We start from the raw sequence: 18553 nt of genomic DNA, 5'->3' as shown, positions 1-18553 counted from the left end.
TCGCAATCGGTTGTTGAGTAGCCTGGCCGATTGCGAAATGCAAGCGGTATTTTCCGGCAATCGAGTCGGGCAGCGTCGGGATCGTCGCCGGAAAGGCAGCTGCCCGGGATATTGGGGCGAAGCGGGTAAGGGATGCCGTCGCAATTTTTCGTCGAGAAAAGCGATTAGCTGGGCAACTCTGGGCCGGCAGCATCAAGAATGCGTTCAATGGCAACGCGTAGCGCCGGCAAATTGTCTGTCACGACAGCCCAGACGATGGCTTCGGAAGTCTTGTGATATTCATGACGCAGGATGTTGCCTATGCCACTTCTGCAACCGTTCGATCACATCGTTCCTGCTCATAGATCCATTCTAATGGATCCCGTCAGAGTTCCAAAATCGCGAGGCAGGTCTAGCCCTTCAGCATCTGCGCCACCACCGGCGCAAAATAGGTCAGCACGCCGTCGCAGCCCGCCCGCTTCAGCGAAAGCAGCGATTCCAGCATCGCCTTCTCGCCGTCGATCCAGCCATTGGCGGCGGCTGCCTTGATCATCGAATATTCGCCCGACACCTGATAGGCGAAGGTCGGCATCTGGAGTTCGTCCTTCAGCCGGCGGATGATGTCGAGATAGGGCAGGCCGGGCTTCACCATCAGCATGTCGGCGCCTTCGGCGAGGTCCTGCTCGGCCTCGCGCACCGCTTCGTCCGAATTGGCGTGGTCGATGTAGTAGGTGTTCTTGTCGCCCTTGAGCAGGCCGGCAGTGCCGACCGCCTCGCGATAGGGCCCGTAGAAGGCCGAGGCGAATTTCGTCGCGTACGACATGATCGCCACGTCCTGGAAACCGTTGGCGTCGAGCGCGTCGCGGATGGCGCCGATGCGGCCGTCCATCATGTCCGACGGCGCGATGATGTCGGCGCCGGCCGCCGCCTGGATGACGGCCGCGGCGGCGACCTGTTCCACCGTCTCGTCATTGACGATGATACCGTCGCGCAGGATGCCGTCATGGCCGTGGCTGGTGAACGGGTCGAGCGCGGCATCGGTGATGATGCCGATTTCCGGCACCGCGTCCTTGATGGCGCGCGTGGCGCGGTTGATGACATTGTCGGGGTCGAGGATATGCGATCCCGTCTGGTCGCGCAGCGCAAGCTCGACATTGGGGAAGGTGGCGATGGCCGGGATGCCGAGCTTGGCGGCGCGCTCGGCCTCCTTCACCGCGAGGTCGATGGATAGGCGGTAGACGTCCGGCATCGCGGCGATCGGCTCGCGCGTGTTCTTGCCGTCGACGACGAAGATCGGCCAGATCAGGTCGTTCACCGAAAGCTGGTTCTCCTGCACCAGCCGGCGCGACCAGTCGGCCTTGCGCATGCGCCGCAGCCGCCGGCTGCCGGTGATCTCGTCGACGCTGCGCGCGCCGGCAGGCTTTGCGGGGGTGAATTTGTTCATGGTCAAACTCTCTTTTGCGCCGGTTTTTTATCACGCGTCTCCGCCGCTGACCAATGCGACACGATTGTGCCAGGGACGTGGCACACGTTCCTTCCCCCACTTTGTGGAGGGCGAGGAACCTCCTAGGGCTGCCCGTTCCCCGACAGGATCTGCGCCGCGCCCCTGATCGCAACACGGAACGCCTCGTCGAAGCTGACGCCGCGGACCTGCCAGCGATAGGTCTTGCCGCGATCGGCCAGCCGCCAGTCGGCGATCCAGCCGAGGTCCTTGTCGCTCCACACGATGCTGCCGGCGAGCGCCCGGGCCGCTCCCGCTTTCTTCGCGAGTTTGTCGAGCTTTGCCATATTGGCCGCCGCGACCGCCTTTTCGTCGAGGCCGCCGACCTGCCTGGCCTTTGGAAAGGCAATGCGCATCAGCAGTGGACTTGTGGCGTTGGCGAAGGATTCCCTCATCGTCTTGCCGTTGTCCTCATCCGCCGTCAGCACGAAATGCCGCGAACCCTGCTCAGCGGTCATGAAGACAGCGACAGGCGGCCGCTCGCCGAGCCAGGGCCTGCTGCCGAGCTGGGCCAGGAGCTTGTCGACGACGGCCGGCTTATAGAGGCAGGTGAGATCATGCGGCCGGTCATGCGTGCCTTGCTCGTCATGGATCGGGATGCCTTCGAGCCGGTCGCGATAGCGGAAGGATTGCACGAAGTCGGCCGCTTTGTCGCGCAGGGCCAGCATCTCCGGCTTCTGCGACAGGCGCTGGTCGCCCGAGACCTTGACCAGCACCTTGTCGAGGCAATCCTTGAAGCCGATCTGCCGGTTTACGTCTCCAGTGCCGGTGACGATGGTCTGAGATTGATAAAGCTCGTTCGCAGTCGCGGCCTCGGCAGGGCAAGACATCCGTAGGATGGCGTTCAGGCCGATCGCTGCAGCCGCGAGGCGGGAAAATCCGGGCATGGCTTGCCGTCCGGTTCAAGATGCACATTTTCTAGCACCGGGTGCGTGCGGTGGCCAAGGCGGATTGCCGGCTAAACGAAGGAGCAAGGCATGACCTTGATCTGGTTCATCTATGCCGCCTGGCTGCTGCTGATTGTTTATCTGACCGTTCAGGCAATCGGCGTGAAACGCGATACCGAGCCGCATTTGCTGCAGAGCTTCGGTTTGATGTTTGCCATGATCGCCGCCTTCCTGCTGCCGCGCCTGCCGTTGTTCGGCTTCGTCAACTTCGCCCCGTCAACGCGGCCCTGGGCGGCATCGGCGCGGTGATCGCCGTCGCCGGCATGGCGCTGCTGGTCTGGGCGCGGCAAATTCTCGGCCGCAACTGGAGCCAGACCGTCTCGGCCAAGCAGAACCATAACCTGGTGAGATCCGGCCCATACCGCAGCCTGCGCCATCCCATGTACACGGGCGGCCTGCTGGCATGCCTGGGCTCGGCGATCGTGGTGGGCGGCCCTTTCGTCTTTCTGTTCATCCTGCTCGGGCGATTTTCATCTGGCGTGTCGGCGCCGAGGACCGGCTTCTGGCGCGGCAATTTCCCGATGAATTCCCCGACTATGCGCGCTGCACGAACGCGCTTATCCCATTCGCATGGTAGCCTGCTTGCCGCGAAAGACGCTGCCTTATCCGTGGCACTCGACAATTGACGTTGGCCCGGTCGCCGCTTAGCACTTCTCCTCCCGCAGGCGCGGGGGAGGATTCTCTCATTATGGATTTTGGCGGAGGCGACGAGATCCGCTTCGAGCGGCTGGGCAAGGCGGGTGTGGTTACGTTGACCCGGCCGAAGGCGCTCAACGCCGTCACGCACGACATGGTCAACGCGCTCGGCAAGGCGCTCGATGCCTGGGAAGAGAACGCCGGCATCAATGTCGTCGTCGTCAAGGCCGAGGGCAGGGCGTTTTCCGCCGGCGGCGATATCCTGCACATCTACGAGGCCGGCCGCGCCGGCAAGCCGCCTGTCGACTTCTTCGCCGACGAGTACCGGCTCAACGCCCGCATCGCCCGCTTCAAGAAACCCTATGTCGCGCTGATCGACGGCATAGTCATGGGCGGCGGCGTCGGCATCTCCTTCCACGGCTCGCATCGCGTGCTGACCGAAAACGCGCAGTTCGCCATGCCGGAGGTCGGCATCGGCTTCTTCCCGGATGTCGGCGCCAGCCACCTGCTGCCGGATCTCGGCGGCTCTTTCGGCATGTATCTCGGATTGACCGGAAATCGCATCCGTTACGGCGATGCGCTTTGGTCGGGGCTTGCCACGCACACTATCAAGGCGGAGGATCAGGCGGGGTTGCTCGACGAACTGGCGACCAGCAACGATCCGAATGCCGAGCTGCGCGATTTCTTCGTGCCGGCAAAACGCGAGACGGAGCGGCAGGACCTGGATTCGATCGCGCGCCATTTCTCAAAAGGCTCGCTGGCCGATATCGTCGCCAGTCTCGAACAAGCCGCCGCCGGCGACGCTTTTGCCGCCAAGACGTTGGCGACCTTGAAAACCCGCTCGCCGACCAGCCTCAACATCGCCTGGCGCCAGATCAGCGCCGGCTCGACGCTGTCGATGGACGAATGCATGAGGATGGAGTTCCGCATCCTGAACCGCATGCTTGCCGGCCACGATTTCTATGAAGGCATCCGCGCCGCCATCATCGACAAGGGCTCTACACCCAAGTGGCGGCCGGCGGGGCTGGATGAGGTCGATGCGGCCGAGATCGACGCCTATTTCGCGCCGCTCGGGGATAAGGAACTCGCCCTGTGAGCGAAGTCACCTCCAGGCGCGTGGTGCTGCAGCCCTCGACCACCGAGGTGATCTTCGCCTGGTTCCAGCGCGTCATCGCCGGCTACTGCCTTTTGTTCGGCATCCTCTATTGGATCCGCCTGATCGGCATCTATCCGGGCGAACTGTGGCGCTTCGACCTGATGCCTGTGCACTGGCAGGTGGCGGCGGCCATGCTCGCCGTCTTCTTCCCCTTCGCCGCCGCCGGCCTCTGGATGCTGGCGTCGTGGGGACCGGTGATCTGGTTCATCTGCGCGGCGACCGAGACGGTGATGTATGCCGGCTTCCCCGATCTCTTCGGCCATCGGCTGCTGATCGTCGTCTCGCATGCCTGCGTGGCCTTGCTCTACATCGTCTTTCGCGTCACCATATGGCTGCAGAAGCGCCAGCTTCGCCAATGAGCATGATGCCGAAAAGTGTGAAGCGGTTTTCGGATGACATCATGCTCCACCCATAAAGCCGGCCGATGGCCTGCCTCCGCGGGGCGCTTTCTCAGCCCCGTTTCACCCCAAGATCCATTGGCTAAATCTTTAGGTTAATTGTTCTTGCTCGGGTGACCGATCGTTAAGCGTCTTCCGAAACCTCTTACCGGTAAGCTCTTGTTAGCCCTGGCGTTTAAGTCGAATTTTATGAGTATTCGATAGTGTCGCGATCAAGGTGAAAAACAAAAAATCACCAAGGCGACAAACGAGAGGCAAAGACAATGATCAATTCGCGTCCGGCGGCGAAGACCGCAAACGTATCCGACGATCGCCGCGAGGCTATCCGCTCGCTGTACATGGAATCGCTGCAGCTGGTGGAGCGTCTGCACCGCCGCCTGCTTGACGTGATCAAGGACGAGTTCGACCGCAACGGCCGCTCCGACATCAACGCCATCCAGGCGCTGCTGCTCTTCAACATCGGCAATTCGGAGCTGACCGCCGGCGAGCTGCGCTCGCGTGGCTACTATCTCGGTTCGAACGTCTCCTACAATCTCAAGAAGCTGGTCGACCTCGGCTTCATCAACCACCAGCGCTCGCGCATCGACCGCCGTTCGGTCCGCGTCTCGCTGACGCCGAAGGGCAACGAGGTGGCCGACGTCGTCGCCGGTCTCTACGAGCGCCATGTCGGCTCGATCGAGGCCGTCGGCGGCATCAACACCGACGAGTTCAAGCAGATGAACCGCGCGCTGCAGCGGCTCGACCGCTTCTGGAACGATACCATCGCGTATCGTATGTGAGTGCTTCGGAATTGGGACGGGAAAGCCGCGCCGAAGAAGCACGGCCCCGGGGGAAAAGAATAAGAGGCCGGCGCCGAAGCGCGCCGGTCTTCTTCTTTATTGCGAAGGCGGGCATCTGCGGGAGCTTGACCGTCGCTCCGCACGCATGAAAGCTCTGCGCCTGAAGGGCAGGGCACAGATTTCATAAGGACGCGCTGGCATCTTGCGATGCAAAAAAGCATCGCTGCCTCTTCCTTCACCTTGCCGCCGCATGCAAATCGCGGGCCAAGGCCACGTTGCCGCCATAATCGCGGTCAATGCGAGTGGTGGGTGATGCTGCGGGCCTATGCCTTGCGCTCCTTGGAACCTGCGTTGCGGCGGCGCGTTCTGGCGGCCGACCGATGCGGGTCATGGTTGGCGAATTGTTAAGTTTGCCGCCCCTAGAGTGTGGACAAAGCCGCCCGGCAAGCGAGTTGAGCGAGAGCGATAAAGCAAGAATGTCTGCCATGAGAACCAGCCGCCGTTTCTTCCTTACCGGAGCCTCCGCGCTCGCCGCCGCCGTGGTCGCCGGCCATGCGAGCGCCCAGGATGTGATCGGGGATATCCTGAAATCCTCGACGCGCGGCAATTGGGACGATCAGTTCGACGCCCGCGGCACCGACACCAACAAGGTCGCGTCGACGCTGCCGATCTTCAGCCAGCAGACGGTGGCCTTCACCGAGCAGGCGGTGGCGCAGTATCAGAACATCGTCTCCCAGGGCGGCTGGGAACAGGTTCCGGCGACCAAGAAATTGCAGCTCGGCGTCGACGATCCGGATGTCGTCCCGCTGCGCAAGCGCCTGATGGTGTCGGGCGACTTGCCGCAGAGCGCCGGCATTTCGACGGCCTTCGATTCCTATGTCGACTCGGCGGTCAAGCGCTTCCAGCTCCGTCACGGCCTGCCGGCCGACGGTGCCATGGGCAAATACACCTACGCCGCGATGAACGTGTCGGCGCAGGTCCGGCTCGGCCAGTTGCAGACCAACCTGCAGCGCCTGAAGGAAAAGGCCGGCACGCTCGGCGACCGTTACGTCCTGGTCGACATTCCGGGCGCCCAGGTCGAAGCGGTCGAGAACGACCGCGTCGTGCTGCGCCACACGGCGATTGTCGGCAAGATCGACCGCCAGACGCCGATCGTCAACTCGAAGATCAACGAGATCATCGTCAATCCGTACTGGAATGCGCCGGTCTCGATCGTGCGCAAGGACATCATTCCGCTGATGCGGAAGGACCCGAACTACCTCAAGGACAGCCACATCCGCCTGTTCGCGCCGGACGGCAGCGAGGTCGATCCGATGACCATCGACTGGTCGACGGACGATGCCGCGAAATACCGTTTCCGCCAGGATCCCGGCAGCAACAATGCGATGGCCTCGGTCAAGATCAACTTCCCGAGCCCGGACGGCGTGTACATGCACGACACGCCGCAGCAGAGCCTGTTCGGCAAGCTGATGCGCTTCGATTCCTCGGGCTGCGTGCGCGTCCAGAACGTGCGCGACCTCGTCACCTGGATCCTGCGCGACACGCCCGGCTGGGATCGCCAGCATTTCGAGGCGGCGATCAAGACCGGCGAGAACACGCCGATCAATGTGGTCAATCCGGTGCCGGTCCACTTCCTCTATCTCTCGGCATGGTCGACGGCTCCGGGCGTCGTGCAGTTCCGCGACGATATCTACGCGCTTGACGGCGCCACCGAGCTGCAGATCAGCTCCGCGCAGTAAGCATCTGATTCTTAAAAGAAAAAGGCCGCTCTCGCAGCGGCCTTTTTGTTTGGGCGACGCAATGCGCGCCTTACAGCAATTCCAGGAAAAGTGTGTGCGGTTTCCGTCCGGAATTGCGTGAAAGTAAGGAGATAGAGCGGTTCGCCGCTTCCGTGAAACGGAGCTTGGGCGTGGGGGCAGTCGGGGCCCGTCTTCGGCTTTCCGAGCGGTCCGGGAGCCGCCTGCAACAAGACAATCGCGCCAGCATGGCAAGGCCTTTGCCGCACCCGGGCCGTGCGGCGCAGCCTCAGATGGCGCCCTGCGGATATCCGGTGGGCTGCTGGAACTCGTCCTGCCGATGATCTCCTGACAAGAATGACAAGCCCGGCGCCGCGGCGATGGCCGCGGTCGGCGTTGAATGTCAGCGTAGCTCGTAAAAAGTTGGTAAACCACTTTACGCAACCGCTTTACTAGCCAATTTTTATGGGATAGCGTTTGGCTCGTTGCTGGCTGGGGCGGACATGAGCACCATCAATGAAGTCGCGATAATGGCGAGGGTGTCGACCACCACCGTGTCGCGCTATCTCAACAATCGCATCGAGCTTCCGGCGGAGACGGCGGCCCGCATCGACGCGGCCATCGTGGCGCTCGACTATCGCCCGAACATCCTCGCCAAGCGCCTGAGCCTTGGCCGCTCCGAGGCGATCGGCATGATGACGCCTGAAATCGCCAACCCGTTCTTTGCCGAACTGGCCGCCGCCGTCGAGGACGAGGCGGAAAAGCACGGCTATTCCGTGCTGATGAGCAGCACCGGCGGCAACCGGGAGCGCGAGCTCGCCAGTCTCAGGCGGCTGAAGGACGGCCATGTCGACGGGCTGATCATGATGACCAACCGGCCGGACGACGGCTCGCTCGCCGCCACGCTTCACCATTACGGCCACATCGTTCTGATCGACGAGGACATTCCGGGCGTCAACGTTCCGAAAATCTTCGTCGAGAACCGCGAAGGCGCTCGCGCCGCGACGCGCCACCTCATCGAGGCCGGGCACCGGCGCATCGCCCATATCGGCGGCCCGGCGAAGCTGTTCAGCGCCATCGAACGACTGGCCGGGTACCGCGACGCCATGGCCGAGGCGGGGATGGAAGTCGACGACGGCGATGTCCGCCAGGGCGAGTATTCGCGCGCGTTCGGCCGCGCAGCCATGTTGGACATACTGGCCGGCGGCCAGCCGCCGACGGCCGTTTTCGCCGGCAGCGATTTCATTGCCATCGGCATCATGGAAGCAGTGCGTTCCAAAGGCCTCAACGTGCCGCAGGACATCTCGCTGGTCGGCTTCGACGACATGCCGTTTGCCGACCTCCTCGCGCCAGGCCTCACCACAATCCGCCAGCCGACCGCCGAACTCGGCCGCATCGGGTTCAGCACACTCAAGGCGCTGATCGACAAGGCGTCGCCGCCTGAACTCACACGGCTCCCGGTCGCGCTGGTCAAGCGCAACTCAGTAGCGCCGCCACGCTCCTGAGACAGACAGTTCGCAACCAAGAAAGGGGAATGAAACAAATGACAAGATCTATCATGAAATCAATAGCGTACGCCGCTTCTCTCGGGCTTGGCCTGGTGGCCGGACCGACACTCGCCGCCGACTTCAGCGCTGTCTATGTGATGTCGGACAATCTCGGCGACATGGGCTTCAACGACAACGCCGCCACCGGCTTCGCCCGCGCCGAGAAGGAAGGCGTCAAGACGCGCCTGCTGCAGGCATCGCCGACCGATCCGCAGCTCTGGCGCCAGAATCTCGAGGCAGTGTCGAATTCGGGCGAATGGAGCGTCGTCTTCACCGGCCCGAACATGCACGACAACCTGGCCGATGTCGCGCCGCAGCATCCCGACCAGAAATATGTCTTCTTCGACGACGAGTTGAAGCAGCCGAATGTTCTTTCGGTGAAATACGCGCAGAACGAAGGCTCCTATCTCGCCGGCGCGCTGGCCGCGATCGCGGCGACCGATAAAAAGGATTTTCCGCTCACTTCCGGCGATCCGAAGATCGCGGTGGTCGCCGGCATGGACCTGCCGGTCATCCAGGACTTCATCCTCGGCTTCAAGCAGGGCGCCAAGACCGTCGTGCCGGACATCGACGTGCAGGTGATCTTCATCGGCAACTTCAACGATGCGCAGAAGGCTTACGACCTGACCAAGACCGCGATCCAGAACGGCGCCAACGTCGTCTTCAACGTCGCCGGCCCAGCCGGCCTCGGTATCCTCAAGGGCGCGGCGGACTCCAAGAAATACGCCATCGGCGTCGATTCCGACCAGAGCGGCCTGCACCCGGACAATGTGATCGCCTCGATGATCAAGCAGATCGGCAACTCGATCTACGACTCAATCAAGCAGATCCAGGACGGCAAGGCCGAGTTCGGCAAGCTCAAGGTCTATGGCCTCGCCAATGAGGGCGTCGGCCTGGTCTACAACGACAAGCTGGTGCCCGCCGACATCAAGGCCAAAGTCGACGCCGCCAAGGCCAAGGTGGTCAGCGGCGAGATCAAGGTCGACACTGCTTTCAAGTAAGCCTCCCAGGACCTTGAACGGGACGCTGCCAAGGCGGCGTCCCCCCCATGCCGACCAGGAAGCGTGCCCCAGGAAGCGTGCCGATGAGCGACCCGGACATCATCTTGAGCCTTGCAGGCATCGCCAAGTCGTTTGGCGACAAGGCCGCGCTCAGCCATGTCGACCTCGAAGTCCGGCGCGGCGAGGTTCATGTCATCTGCGGCGAGAACGGCGCCGGCAAGTCGACGCTGATGAACATCCTTGCCGGCATTCACCAGCCGAACGCCGGCTCCATCGTGCTGAACGGTAAGACCGTGACGATCGCGGACCCTATTGCCGCGAGCCGCCTCGGCATCGGCATGGTGCACCAGCACTTCACGCTGGTGCCGTCCATGAGCGTGGCTGAGAACCTGTTTCTCGGCCGCCAGCCGCGCCGGCTGGGTATCTTCTCCGACCGCCGGCAGATGGTCGAGCGCGCCCGCGAACTGATCGCGCGCTACAACTTCCGCCTCGATCCGGAAGCGCCGGTGCGCACGCTTTCGGTCGGCCAGCGCCAGCGCGTCGAGATCCTGAAGGCGCTGGCGTTCGACGCGGATCTCTTGATCCTCGACGAGCCGACCGCCGTGCTGACTCCGCCCGAAGTCGATGAACTGATCGGTGTGGTCGACGGCTTGCGCACCAGGGGCCGCACCATTCTTTTCATCACCCACAAGCTGCGCGAGGTGAAAGCCGTCTCCGACCGCGTGACCGTCATTCGCCATGGCCGCAGCATTTCGACGCGCAATACGGCCGATGTCACCGAAGCCGACATCGCCCGCGACATGGTCGGCCGCGACGTATTCCTGGTCGGCCGCGACGTATTCCTGGTCGGCCGCAAGGGCAGTGGGCAGCGCAGCTTCGGCGCCCCGGTCCTGACGCTCGACAGTGTCAGCATGACCAATCATTCAGGCCGGCGTCTGCTCGACCGCATCTCTCTCCAGGTACGCGCCGGCGAGGTTCTGGGCATCGCCGGCGTCGACGGCAACGGCCAGACCGAACTCGCCGAGGCGATTGCCGGGCTGATGCCGGTGCAGGCGGGCAGGATCCGTTTCGGCGACCGGGATTTGACCGACGCTGACCTCTGGGAGCGCCAGCAGGCCGGTCTCGGCTTCGTGCCGGAAGACCGCCTCGACCGTGGCCTGAGCGTCACGATGAGCGTCGCCGAGAACGTCGCAGCGACCAACTACAGCCGCGCCGGATTGCTGTCCGGCGGCCTGATCAATCGGCAGAAGCTGGACAGCTTCGTGGGCGAGAAGATCAAGGAGTTCGACGTGCGCGGCGCGCAGCCTGCCACGCAGGCCGGCTGGCTCTCCGGCGGCAACATGCAGAAACTGGTGATTGCCCGCGAGCTGGAGCGCGACCCATCGCTGCTCCTGATCTGCCAGCCGACGCGCGGACTGGACATCGGCGCGTCCGAATTCGTTCACGCGCGCATCCTGCAGGCCGCCGACCGAGGCCGCGCCGTGCTCCTGATCTCGTCCGAGCTCTCCGAGATCTTCGCGCTCTCCGACAGGATCGGCGTCATGTATTCGGGGCGCATGATGCGCGTGCTCGACCGCGCCGAGGCCGACGAGGAGACCGTCGGATATCTGATGAACGGCGGATCGAAGGAGGCTGCATAATGGCGCCGGCGCTGTCCAATTTCCTGCGCGTCATTCGCGCGCCGCTCGCCGCGATCCTGCTCACGCTGGCGCTCGGCTTCCTGCTGGTCGCGTCGATCACGGATGAGCCGGTCCGCGCCTATCGCGACCTGCTGCTCGCCAATTTCGATTCGCTCGGCAACTTCGCCCTGTTCCTGAACCGCGCCACGCCGCTCACCCTGATCGCGCTCGGCGTCGTCTTCTCGTTTCGCGCCGGCATCTTCAATGTCGGCGGCGAGGGCCAGCTCTACGCGGGCGCGGTCACCACCACCGTCGTCGCCATCGCCGGCGCTTCGCTGCCGGCCTTTATGCTGATGCCGCTCGCCATCGTCGCCGGTTTTCTTGCCGGCGCGGTGGTCGGCTGGATTCCGGGCGTGCTCAAGGTGCGTCTCGCCGTCGACGAGGTGGTGACGACACTGATGCTCAACATCATCATTCTCCTGATCACCTCCTGGCTGGCCAACCAGGTGATCCGCGATACCACCGCCTATGGCGCGGTGAGCTGGATGGTGCCGAGCTCGATCTGGCTGCCGCCCTTGCCTTTCGTTCCGCGCGCCACCAGCGGCTTCCTTGTCGCCGCCGTGCTTGCCGTCGTCTCATGGATCGTGCTGTTCCGCACCCGATGGGGCGCGGAGGTTCGCGCGGCCGGCACCAATCTGCGCTTTGCCGAGGCCACCGGCGTGCCGGCGGCGCGGCGGGTGATCTCGGCGATGGTCATTGCCGGTGGATTGGCCGGGCTGGCCGGAGCGCTTTATGTGCTCGGCGTCGGACACCGCTTCGAGCAGAATTTCTCGCCGAGCTACGGACTGGTCGGCCTGACCTGCGCCCTGCTTGCCCGCGTCCATCCGATCGGTTCGCTGGCGACCGCGCTCTTCTACGCCGCGATGCTGAATGGCGCTGCCTACATGCAGATTTCCACGGATGTGCCGCGCTCGCTGGTCAACCTTTTGACGGGCCTGCTCGTGCTGCTGATGACGGCGCGGCTGCGTCGCGCCGCCCAGGCAGCGTGAGGAGGTAAGGAATGAACCTCGCATCGCTGCTCGCCGCGGTCCTTGAACAGTCGACCCCGATCCTGCTTGCCGCGCTGGCGGCAATGATCACCTTGCGCGCCAACATCCTCAATGTCGCGGTCGAGGGCATGATGCTGGCGGCCGCCTTCGCGGCCATCGCCGTCGGCGACTGGAGCGGCAGCGCCTGGCCGGCCTTCCTGTCGGCGCTGGTGGTCGCGGTGGTGCTTTCGCAGCTTCTGGCGCTGCTGACCTTGCGCTTCTTCGCCGACTTCATCGTGGCGGGCCTTGGCATCAACCTGCTCGCCGCAGGCGGCACGCTCTTCATCCTCGAGCGCTACTACAACAGTCCGGGCGGCCTGAGGCCGATCGCCTTTCCCGACATCTGGCATGTTCCGGCCGGATCGCTGTCCTGGCTGCCTGTGCTCGGCCCGGCCTTCGAAGGCCAAAGCATCATCGTGCTGATCGCACTTGTCGTGGTCCCACTCACCTATGTCTTCCTCTACAAGACGCCGCTCGGCGCCAGCCTGCGGGCCGCGGGAGAGGACGAGCACGCAGCGCGTTCCGCCGGCATCCGCATCGCTGCCATGAAGGCCCTGTCCTTGGCGATCAGCGGCTTGCTGGCCGGGCTTGCCGGCGCGCAGCTTGCCATGGACAAGCTGCATTTCTTCCTGCCGGACATGACCAGCGGCCGCGGCTTCATCGGGCTGGCCGCGACGCTGTTCGGCGGCGGCCAACCCTGGATGACGGCTGCGGCGTCCTTCCTGTTCGGCTTCTTCGGCGCGCTGGGCGACCGCCTGCAAGTGTTCGCCATCCCCTCGCAGTTCGTGCTGATGCTGCCCTATCTCGCCGCCATCATCGGCCTGACCTTCGCCCGCTGGCGCATCCTGGTGCGCAACCGCCCGGCCAGAATTCAGGACAATCCCCAATGACGAAGCCGATCATCCTCGACTGTGATCCGGGCAATGACGATGCCCTGGGCATCCTGGTCGCCGCCGGCCATAAGGCGCTCGACCTGAAGGCGGTGACGACGGGTGCCGGTCATCTCGCCGGGGACCGCACGGCGCGCAACGGCGCCATCGTCCTTGCCGTTGCGGGGCGCAGCGACGTTCCGGTTTCGGCCGGCGCCATGGGGCCGTTGGTGCGCGAAAGGCTGATCGCCGGCATCCTCGACCAAACCGGTGCGCTCGACCCGGAGCGGCCGGACCTCGAAGCGGTCAACCTCGATCCACGCCACTCCAGCGACCTCATCGCCGAGATGGTCCTTTCAGGCGCCGCCGAAACCGTCGTCACCACCGGTCCGCTGACCAATCTGGCCATGGCGCTGCGGCGCAATCCCGGCCTGGCGGAGAGGATCGGGCGCATCGTCTCGCTCGGCGGGGCCTGGGGGCTCGGCAACAAGACAGCGGCGGCGGAGTGGAATGTTCTATGCGATCCGGAGGCGGCAGCCATCGTGTTCGGGGCCGGCATTCCTTTGACGCTTGTTCCGGTCGACGTGGGACCGCAGGCGGTTATCACCGAAGGATTGATCGCGGACGCCGAGGCGATTGGCGGCAAGGTCGGGCTCTTCGCCGCCGAGCTCCTGCGCTCGCTGAACACGACATTCCGCCCGGGCGTGTTCGGGCCCGGCGCCATGCCGCTCAACGATCCCGTGGCATCGCTCGTAGCGGCCGAACCCTCCCTGGCCAGGACCGTTCCGGCTCGGGTCGAGGTCGAGCTCGCCGGCAAGTTCACCTATGGCCGCACGGTCATCGACTTTGCCGGACGTTCGGGGCCGCCGAACGCCGAAATCACCGTCGAGCTTGACGGGGAGGGCATCCACGCCGCTTTCATCGCCGCACTGAAGCGGCTGGCCAGCCGGTCTTACAAAACAGGAGAGGAAGTATGACAAAGAGCCGTCGCGTCCTGATCGCGGGCGAATCCTGGACCGTTCATTCGATCCACCAGAAGGGTTTCGATTCCTTCACCACGACGGAGTACGCCGAAGGCGTGCGCTGGCTGCGCGACGCCCTCGAAGGCGGTGGCTGGGACGTTGTCTACCAGCCGGCCCATGTCGCCGCGCGCGACTTCCCCTTCAGCGCCGGCGAACTGGCGAAGTTCGACTGCATTATGCTGAGCGACATCGGCGCCAACACCCTGTTGCTCCATCCCGACACGTTCGTGCGGTCGAAGACGCTGCCCAATCGCCTCGAAGCGATACGCGACTATGTCCTCGGCGGCGGCGGACTGGTGATGATCGGCGGCTATATGACCTTCCAGGGCATCGACGCCAAGGCGCGCTATCGCGACACCGAAGTCGCGGAGGTGCTGGGCGTGGAAATGGAGGCGGGCGATGACCGCGCCGAGCGACCGCAAGGCGTGAAGCCGCGTGTTGCCGCAGCAAGTCACCCGATCGTCGGCGGGCTGGAAGCGGAATGGCCGGCGCTGCTCGGCTACAACCGCTTTGCCGCCAGGCAGAAGGCGACGGTGGTCGCGACCGTCGGCAACGATCCCTTGATCGTCGCGGCGGAATTCGGCAAGGGGCGGTCGGTCGCATTCGCGTCGGATTGCGGGCCGCATTGGGCGCCGCCCGCTTTTGTCGATTGGCCGGGCTACACGACGCTCTGGCGGCAGATCGTCGGCTGGGCGGCGGGAGCCTGACATGGTGACGCTCAACATCATGCGCTGGGGCGACCGCGGCGCGCCGAAGACGATGGTGGCGCTGCACGGCATCACCGCCAATGCGGGCGCCATGACCGAGCCGGCGCGTGTGCTTGCCGCGCGTGGCTGGCAGGTGATCGCTCCCGACATGCGCGGCCACGGCGAAAGCGCGCGGGGCGACGGCGATTTTTCCTTCGACAGCCTGCTCTCCGATTTCGCCGGGAACCTGCCTGCCGCGCCGGATGTGCTGCTTGGCCATTCCTTCGGCGGCACGCTGGCGCAGCTTGGCGTGTTGCGCGGCCTGTTCCGGCCGAAGGCAATGCTTCTGGAAGACCCGGTCTCGCATTTCGCCGACAAGGCGACGCCGAAGGGCATGTTGGACTGGGACGAAGCAAATCTGCCCCACGACATCGAGGGGCTGCTGAAACTCAATCCCGGCTGGTCGCGGCGGGACGCCGCCTGGAAAGTCGTGTCGCTCGAGCAGATCTCGTTCGATGACGCGCGTTCAGCCTTCGCCGGCAACGCGCCCTGGGATCTGCGGGATGAGGCGGCGCGCCTGGCCCGGATGCTGCCGACGGTTTGGGTCCTGCCGGAAATGAGCCGGTTTGTCCCGCCCGACGACACCGCGCGCCTGCGGGCAGAGGTCGGCGAGCGGTCTGTCGTTGTGATGCCCAATGTCGGCCATAGTATCCATCGCGACGCCACGCAGGCATTCGTCGACATAGTCGAGACACTGGGAGCCGGCACTTGGTTCGACCGCTGAACGACGGGCACGATTTCGTCTTCCAACTGGGAGGGCATGCGCCGCGGCTTTCCGTCAGGGCTGGCGAGCAATTCACGGTGTTCACCGAGGACTGCTTTTCCAGCAAGCTGACGAGCGTCGACGGCAAGCCGCGCGAGGTCGCGCCCTATCCGAAAGTCAACCCGCTGGTCGGTCCGATCGCCGTTGAAGGGATCAGGGCCGGCGATATCATGGCGATCCGCCTGCATCGCCTGGAGCCCGCTCGTGACTGGGGTGTGGCGACGATTTCGCCGAATTTCGGCTTCCTGTCGGGAACCCGCGCCTCGCCCAACTTGCAGCAGGAGCAGGACGAGCGGGTGTGGATATGGCGCCTCTCGCCGGATCGAACGCAGTTGACCACACGGACCTCCTCCGGCCGCACGCTGCGCGCCGGCTACCGGCCTTTCCACGGCACGTTGGGCGTCGCGCCCGCTCATGGCGAGGTTCGCCTCGGCGTCGTTCCCGGCGACTTCGGCGGCAATTTCGACATCCCGGACCTGAGGGAAGGCGCGACGCTCTACCTGCGGGCGAATGTCGATGGCGGGCACATCTATATCGGTGACGGACATTACGCGCAGGGCGATGGCGAGATCGCGGGCACCGCGGTCGAGGGCGCCTTCTTCACTTCCCTGTCCGCCGAGAAGGCGATGCCGGATGAGAGCTTCGACTGGCCGCGCCTGGAGACTGAAAGCCATATCGGCGTCATTGGCTGCGCGCGGCCGCTGGACGACGCCGCCCGCATCGCGGTCGCCGGGCTGGTGCGCTGGGTGGCGCAACGGACAGGCCTGGACACGATGGACGCGCATCAACTGGTCAGTCAGACCTGCAGCCTGCGCATCGGCAATGTAGTGAATCCCGCCTTCACGGCGCTTTGTTCCGTGCCCAAGGCGGTTCTGTCGCCATAGAGCGTTCCATCAAACGCTGAATCGCCCGGGCGGAATGGGACTCCGCCCGCATGATACGCCAGGTGACGTCTGGCCGGCTGGACGCGACGCTGGCAATTGCCCATGGTCGGTCGACCAGCCGGAATCGCGCCATGGACGTCGCCGTCTTTATTCTCGTCGTGCTCGCCTTCGTAACGGTTTCCGGTGCGCTGGTGCGGCTGGTGCGCGTGCCGCTGCCGGTGCTGCAGATCGCGATCGGCGCCGCCCTGGCCTGGCCGGCACGCGGCCTGCATGTCGAGATCGACCCGGAGCTGTTCCTCCTGGTATTCATTCCGCCGCTTCTGTTCGGTGACGCCTTCTCGGCGCCGAAGCGCGAACTGATAGCGTTGCGCAGCCCGATCCTCGACCTCGCCATCGGGCTCGTCTTCTTCACCATCGTCGGCTTCGGTTACGCCTTGCACTGGCTGGTGCCGAGCATCCCGCTGGTCGTCGCCTTCGCTCTGGCCGCCGTGCTGTCGCCGACCGATGCGGTCGCCGTGTCCTCGATCGTCGACCGCAATGTCGTCCCGGCGCGGCTGATGCACATATTGGAAGGCGAATCCCTGCTCAACGACGCCTCGGGTCTGGTGATGTTCCGCTTCACGGTCGCGGCGGCGCTGACCGGCAGCTTTTCGTTCGCCGAGGCATCTCTGAGCTTCTTCTTGGCTGTGGCGATCGGCATTCTCGCCGGCATCGCGGCGCTGTTCATCGCCGCGAAGTCGTTGCAGATCCTCGGCCGTATCACCAGCACACCGGCCGAGGCGCAGGTGCTGGTCATGGTGCTGTTGCCCTTCGTCGCCTATCTGGTCGCCGAGCATTTGAACGCGTCGGGCGTTCTGGCGGCGGTCACCGCCGGTCTTCTGACCGGATACTCCGGCATCGTCCGCCACATGGCGGTCTCGGCGCGCATCCAGACGATCTCGCTCTGGTCGATGCTGATCTTCATCTTCAACGGCTCGCTCTTCATCCTGCTTGGCCTGCAACTGCCCGACATCATCCGCAAGGTGCCGCCGGAATTGACGACCCGGCATTGGCTGTTCGAGCCGGCATTGACCGTGCTGTTGCTCACGCTCTGCCTGATCGGGCTGCGCTATGTCTGGATCTGGATTGGCGACATGGGCGCCGTGCTTGCCGCGCGGCTCGGCAGGCGCAAAGCCGAACCCTTTGGCTTTCGCGTCAGGCTTGCCGGCTCCATTGCAGGCGTGCGCGGCGCGGTGACGCTGGCCGGCATCCTGTCCCTGCCGCTTACCTTGCAAGACGGCTCGCCCTTTCCGGCCCGCGACCTCGTGATCTTCCTCGCTGCCGGCGTCATCATCTGCTCGCTGGCGATCGCCAGCCTTGCCCTGCCAACGGTTTCGCGAGGCCTCGTCGAGCCCGGCGAGCATCCAGGTGCGGCCGAAGAGCGCCGCGCCCGCGTCGGCGCAGCCAACGCGGCCATCGCCAGGATCGAAGGCCTCGCCAGCGACGGCAGTGAAGGGGAGGCGCACATGAAGCTTGCCATCGCCGAGAGCGTCGCATCCATCTACCGGCGGCGCATCTCGCTCTCCGACGGCGCCGACGAAGCGCGCGCCGAGACCCGCGAATCCGGGCGGATCGAGCTCGGATTCAGGCTTGCCGGCATCGAGGCCGAGCGGGCCGAACTGCAGGCGATGCTTCGCCGTGGCGACATCAATGACCATACGGCGCGCAAGCTGTTCACCGAGATCACCTTCTCGGAAGCGATCCTCAAGGGCCGCGAACCGCGGGATTAGAACTGGACTGGTTTGTCTTGGCGCAAACCGGCCAGCAAATTTCGCGCCGCAAACGTGGCGGCCCGGAAACAACTGTGTTAATGCGCGGCGACCTCGCAGACCTCCGGCCCCAA

Annotated in this window: 19 protein-coding genes; 16 read left to right on the top strand and 3 right to left on the bottom strand. The window is 64.6% G+C overall.

Going from position 1 to position 18553, the window contains the following annotated elements; translation table 11 throughout:
- Positions 1-164 precede the first annotated feature (164 nt).
- The 3 genes from FJ430_RS22390 to FJ430_RS22380 form a co-directional block, all read right to left on the bottom strand.
- Positions 165-257: a hypothetical protein gene (locus FJ430_RS22390; protein ID WP_246677319.1), complete on the bottom strand. Its 93-nt coding sequence runs from the start codon at positions 255-257 to the stop codon at positions 165-167.
- A gap of 134 nt (positions 258-391) precedes the next feature.
- Positions 392-1423, bottom strand: a complete 1032-nt coding sequence (gene hemB, locus FJ430_RS22385; protein ID WP_140707469.1) for a porphobilinogen synthase — start codon at positions 1421-1423, stop codon at positions 392-394.
- 122 nt (positions 1424-1545) lie between these two features.
- Complete coding sequence (locus FJ430_RS22380) at positions 1546-2367, bottom strand: DUF2066 domain-containing protein (protein ID WP_140707471.1); 822 nt, start codon at positions 2365-2367, stop codon at positions 1546-1548.
- 96 nt (positions 2368-2463) lie between these two features.
- Between FJ430_RS22380 and FJ430_RS22375 the strand changes: the two genes are divergently transcribed.
- The 16 genes from FJ430_RS22375 (at position 2464) to FJ430_RS22300 (ending at position 18440) form a co-directional block, all read left to right on the top strand.
- Positions 2464-2676 carry a hypothetical protein gene (locus FJ430_RS22375; protein ID WP_140707473.1) on the top strand — a complete coding sequence of 71 codons (213 nt, stop codon included), beginning with the start codon at positions 2464-2466 and terminating at the stop codon, positions 2674-2676.
- Positions 2673-3053, top strand: coding sequence for a methyltransferase family protein (locus tag FJ430_RS22370; RefSeq protein ID WP_140707475.1), 381 nt, complete (start codon positions 2673-2675; stop codon positions 3051-3053). Before FJ430_RS22375 ends, FJ430_RS22370 begins: the two co-directional genes overlap by 4 nt.
- A 62-nt stretch (positions 3054-3115) precedes the next feature.
- Positions 3116-4159, top strand: a complete 1044-nt coding sequence (locus FJ430_RS22365) for an enoyl-CoA hydratase/isomerase family protein (protein ID WP_140707477.1) — start codon at positions 3116-3118, stop codon at positions 4157-4159.
- Positions 4156-4578, top strand: coding sequence for a DUF6163 family protein (locus FJ430_RS22360; protein ID WP_140641396.1), 423 nt, complete (start codon positions 4156-4158; stop codon positions 4576-4578). Before FJ430_RS22365 ends, FJ430_RS22360 begins: the two co-directional genes overlap by 4 nt.
- A 302-nt stretch (positions 4579-4880) precedes the next feature.
- The gene (ldtR, locus tag FJ430_RS22355) at positions 4881-5396 is read left to right on the top strand and encodes a transcriptional regulator LdtR (RefSeq protein WP_040983294.1); all 516 of its coding nucleotides are present in this window, start codon (positions 4881-4883) and stop codon (positions 5394-5396) included.
- Between the two features lie 485 nt (positions 5397-5881).
- Complete coding sequence (locus FJ430_RS22350; RefSeq protein ID WP_140641397.1) at positions 5882-7135, top strand: L,D-transpeptidase family protein; 1254 nt, start codon at positions 5882-5884, stop codon at positions 7133-7135.
- A gap of 500 nt (positions 7136-7635) precedes the next feature.
- Positions 7636-8637: a LacI family DNA-binding transcriptional regulator gene (locus FJ430_RS22345; protein ID WP_140707479.1), complete on the top strand. Its 1002-nt coding sequence runs from the start codon at positions 7636-7638 to the stop codon at positions 8635-8637.
- Between the two features lie 53 nt (positions 8638-8690).
- Positions 8691-9680 (top strand): BMP family ABC transporter substrate-binding protein, encoded by a 990-nt coding sequence (locus tag FJ430_RS22340; protein WP_181175480.1) that lies wholly within the window; start codon positions 8691-8693, stop codon positions 9678-9680.
- Between the two features lie 83 nt (positions 9681-9763).
- On the top strand, positions 9764-11320 hold the full coding sequence (locus FJ430_RS22335) for an ABC transporter ATP-binding protein (protein ID WP_181175481.1): 1557 nt from the start codon (positions 9764-9766) through the stop codon (positions 11318-11320).
- Positions 11320-12348, top strand: a complete 1029-nt coding sequence (locus tag FJ430_RS22330; protein WP_140641405.1) for an ABC transporter permease — start codon at positions 11320-11322, stop codon at positions 12346-12348. The genes FJ430_RS22335 and FJ430_RS22330 overlap by 1 nt, the downstream gene beginning before the upstream one ends.
- An 11-nt stretch (positions 12349-12359) precedes the next feature.
- On the top strand, positions 12360-13277 hold the full coding sequence (locus FJ430_RS22325; RefSeq protein ID WP_140707489.1) for an ABC transporter permease: 918 nt from the start codon (positions 12360-12362) through the stop codon (positions 13275-13277).
- Positions 13274-14233, top strand: a complete 960-nt coding sequence (locus FJ430_RS22320; RefSeq protein WP_140707491.1) for a nucleoside hydrolase — start codon at positions 13274-13276, stop codon at positions 14231-14233. The genes FJ430_RS22325 and FJ430_RS22320 overlap by 4 nt, the downstream gene beginning before the upstream one ends.
- Positions 14230-14985, top strand: coding sequence for a glutamine amidotransferase (locus FJ430_RS22315; protein ID WP_140707493.1), 756 nt, complete (start codon positions 14230-14232; stop codon positions 14983-14985). The genes FJ430_RS22320 and FJ430_RS22315 overlap by 4 nt, the downstream gene beginning before the upstream one ends.
- A 1-nt stretch (position 14986) precedes the next feature.
- A complete protein-coding gene (locus FJ430_RS22310; protein WP_140707495.1) occupies positions 14987-15748 on the top strand; it encodes an alpha/beta fold hydrolase in 762 nt (253 codons plus the stop codon).
- Entirely contained in the window at positions 15733-16671 is a 939-nt protein-coding gene (locus FJ430_RS22305; protein ID WP_140707497.1) for an acetamidase/formamidase family protein, read from the top strand. The genes FJ430_RS22310 and FJ430_RS22305 overlap by 16 nt, the downstream gene beginning before the upstream one ends.
- Positions 16672-16802: 131 nt before the next feature.
- On the top strand, positions 16803-18440 hold the full coding sequence (locus FJ430_RS22300) for a Na+/H+ antiporter (RefSeq protein ID WP_140707499.1): 1638 nt from the start codon (positions 16803-16805) through the stop codon (positions 18438-18440).
- Positions 18441-18553: the final 113 nt, after the last annotated feature.

The organism is Mesorhizobium sp. B2-8-5 (assembly GCF_006440675.2).
Classification (GTDB): Bacteria; Pseudomonadota; Alphaproteobacteria; order Rhizobiales; family Rhizobiaceae; genus Mesorhizobium.
This window is presented reverse-complemented; position numbering and strand designations above follow the sequence as displayed.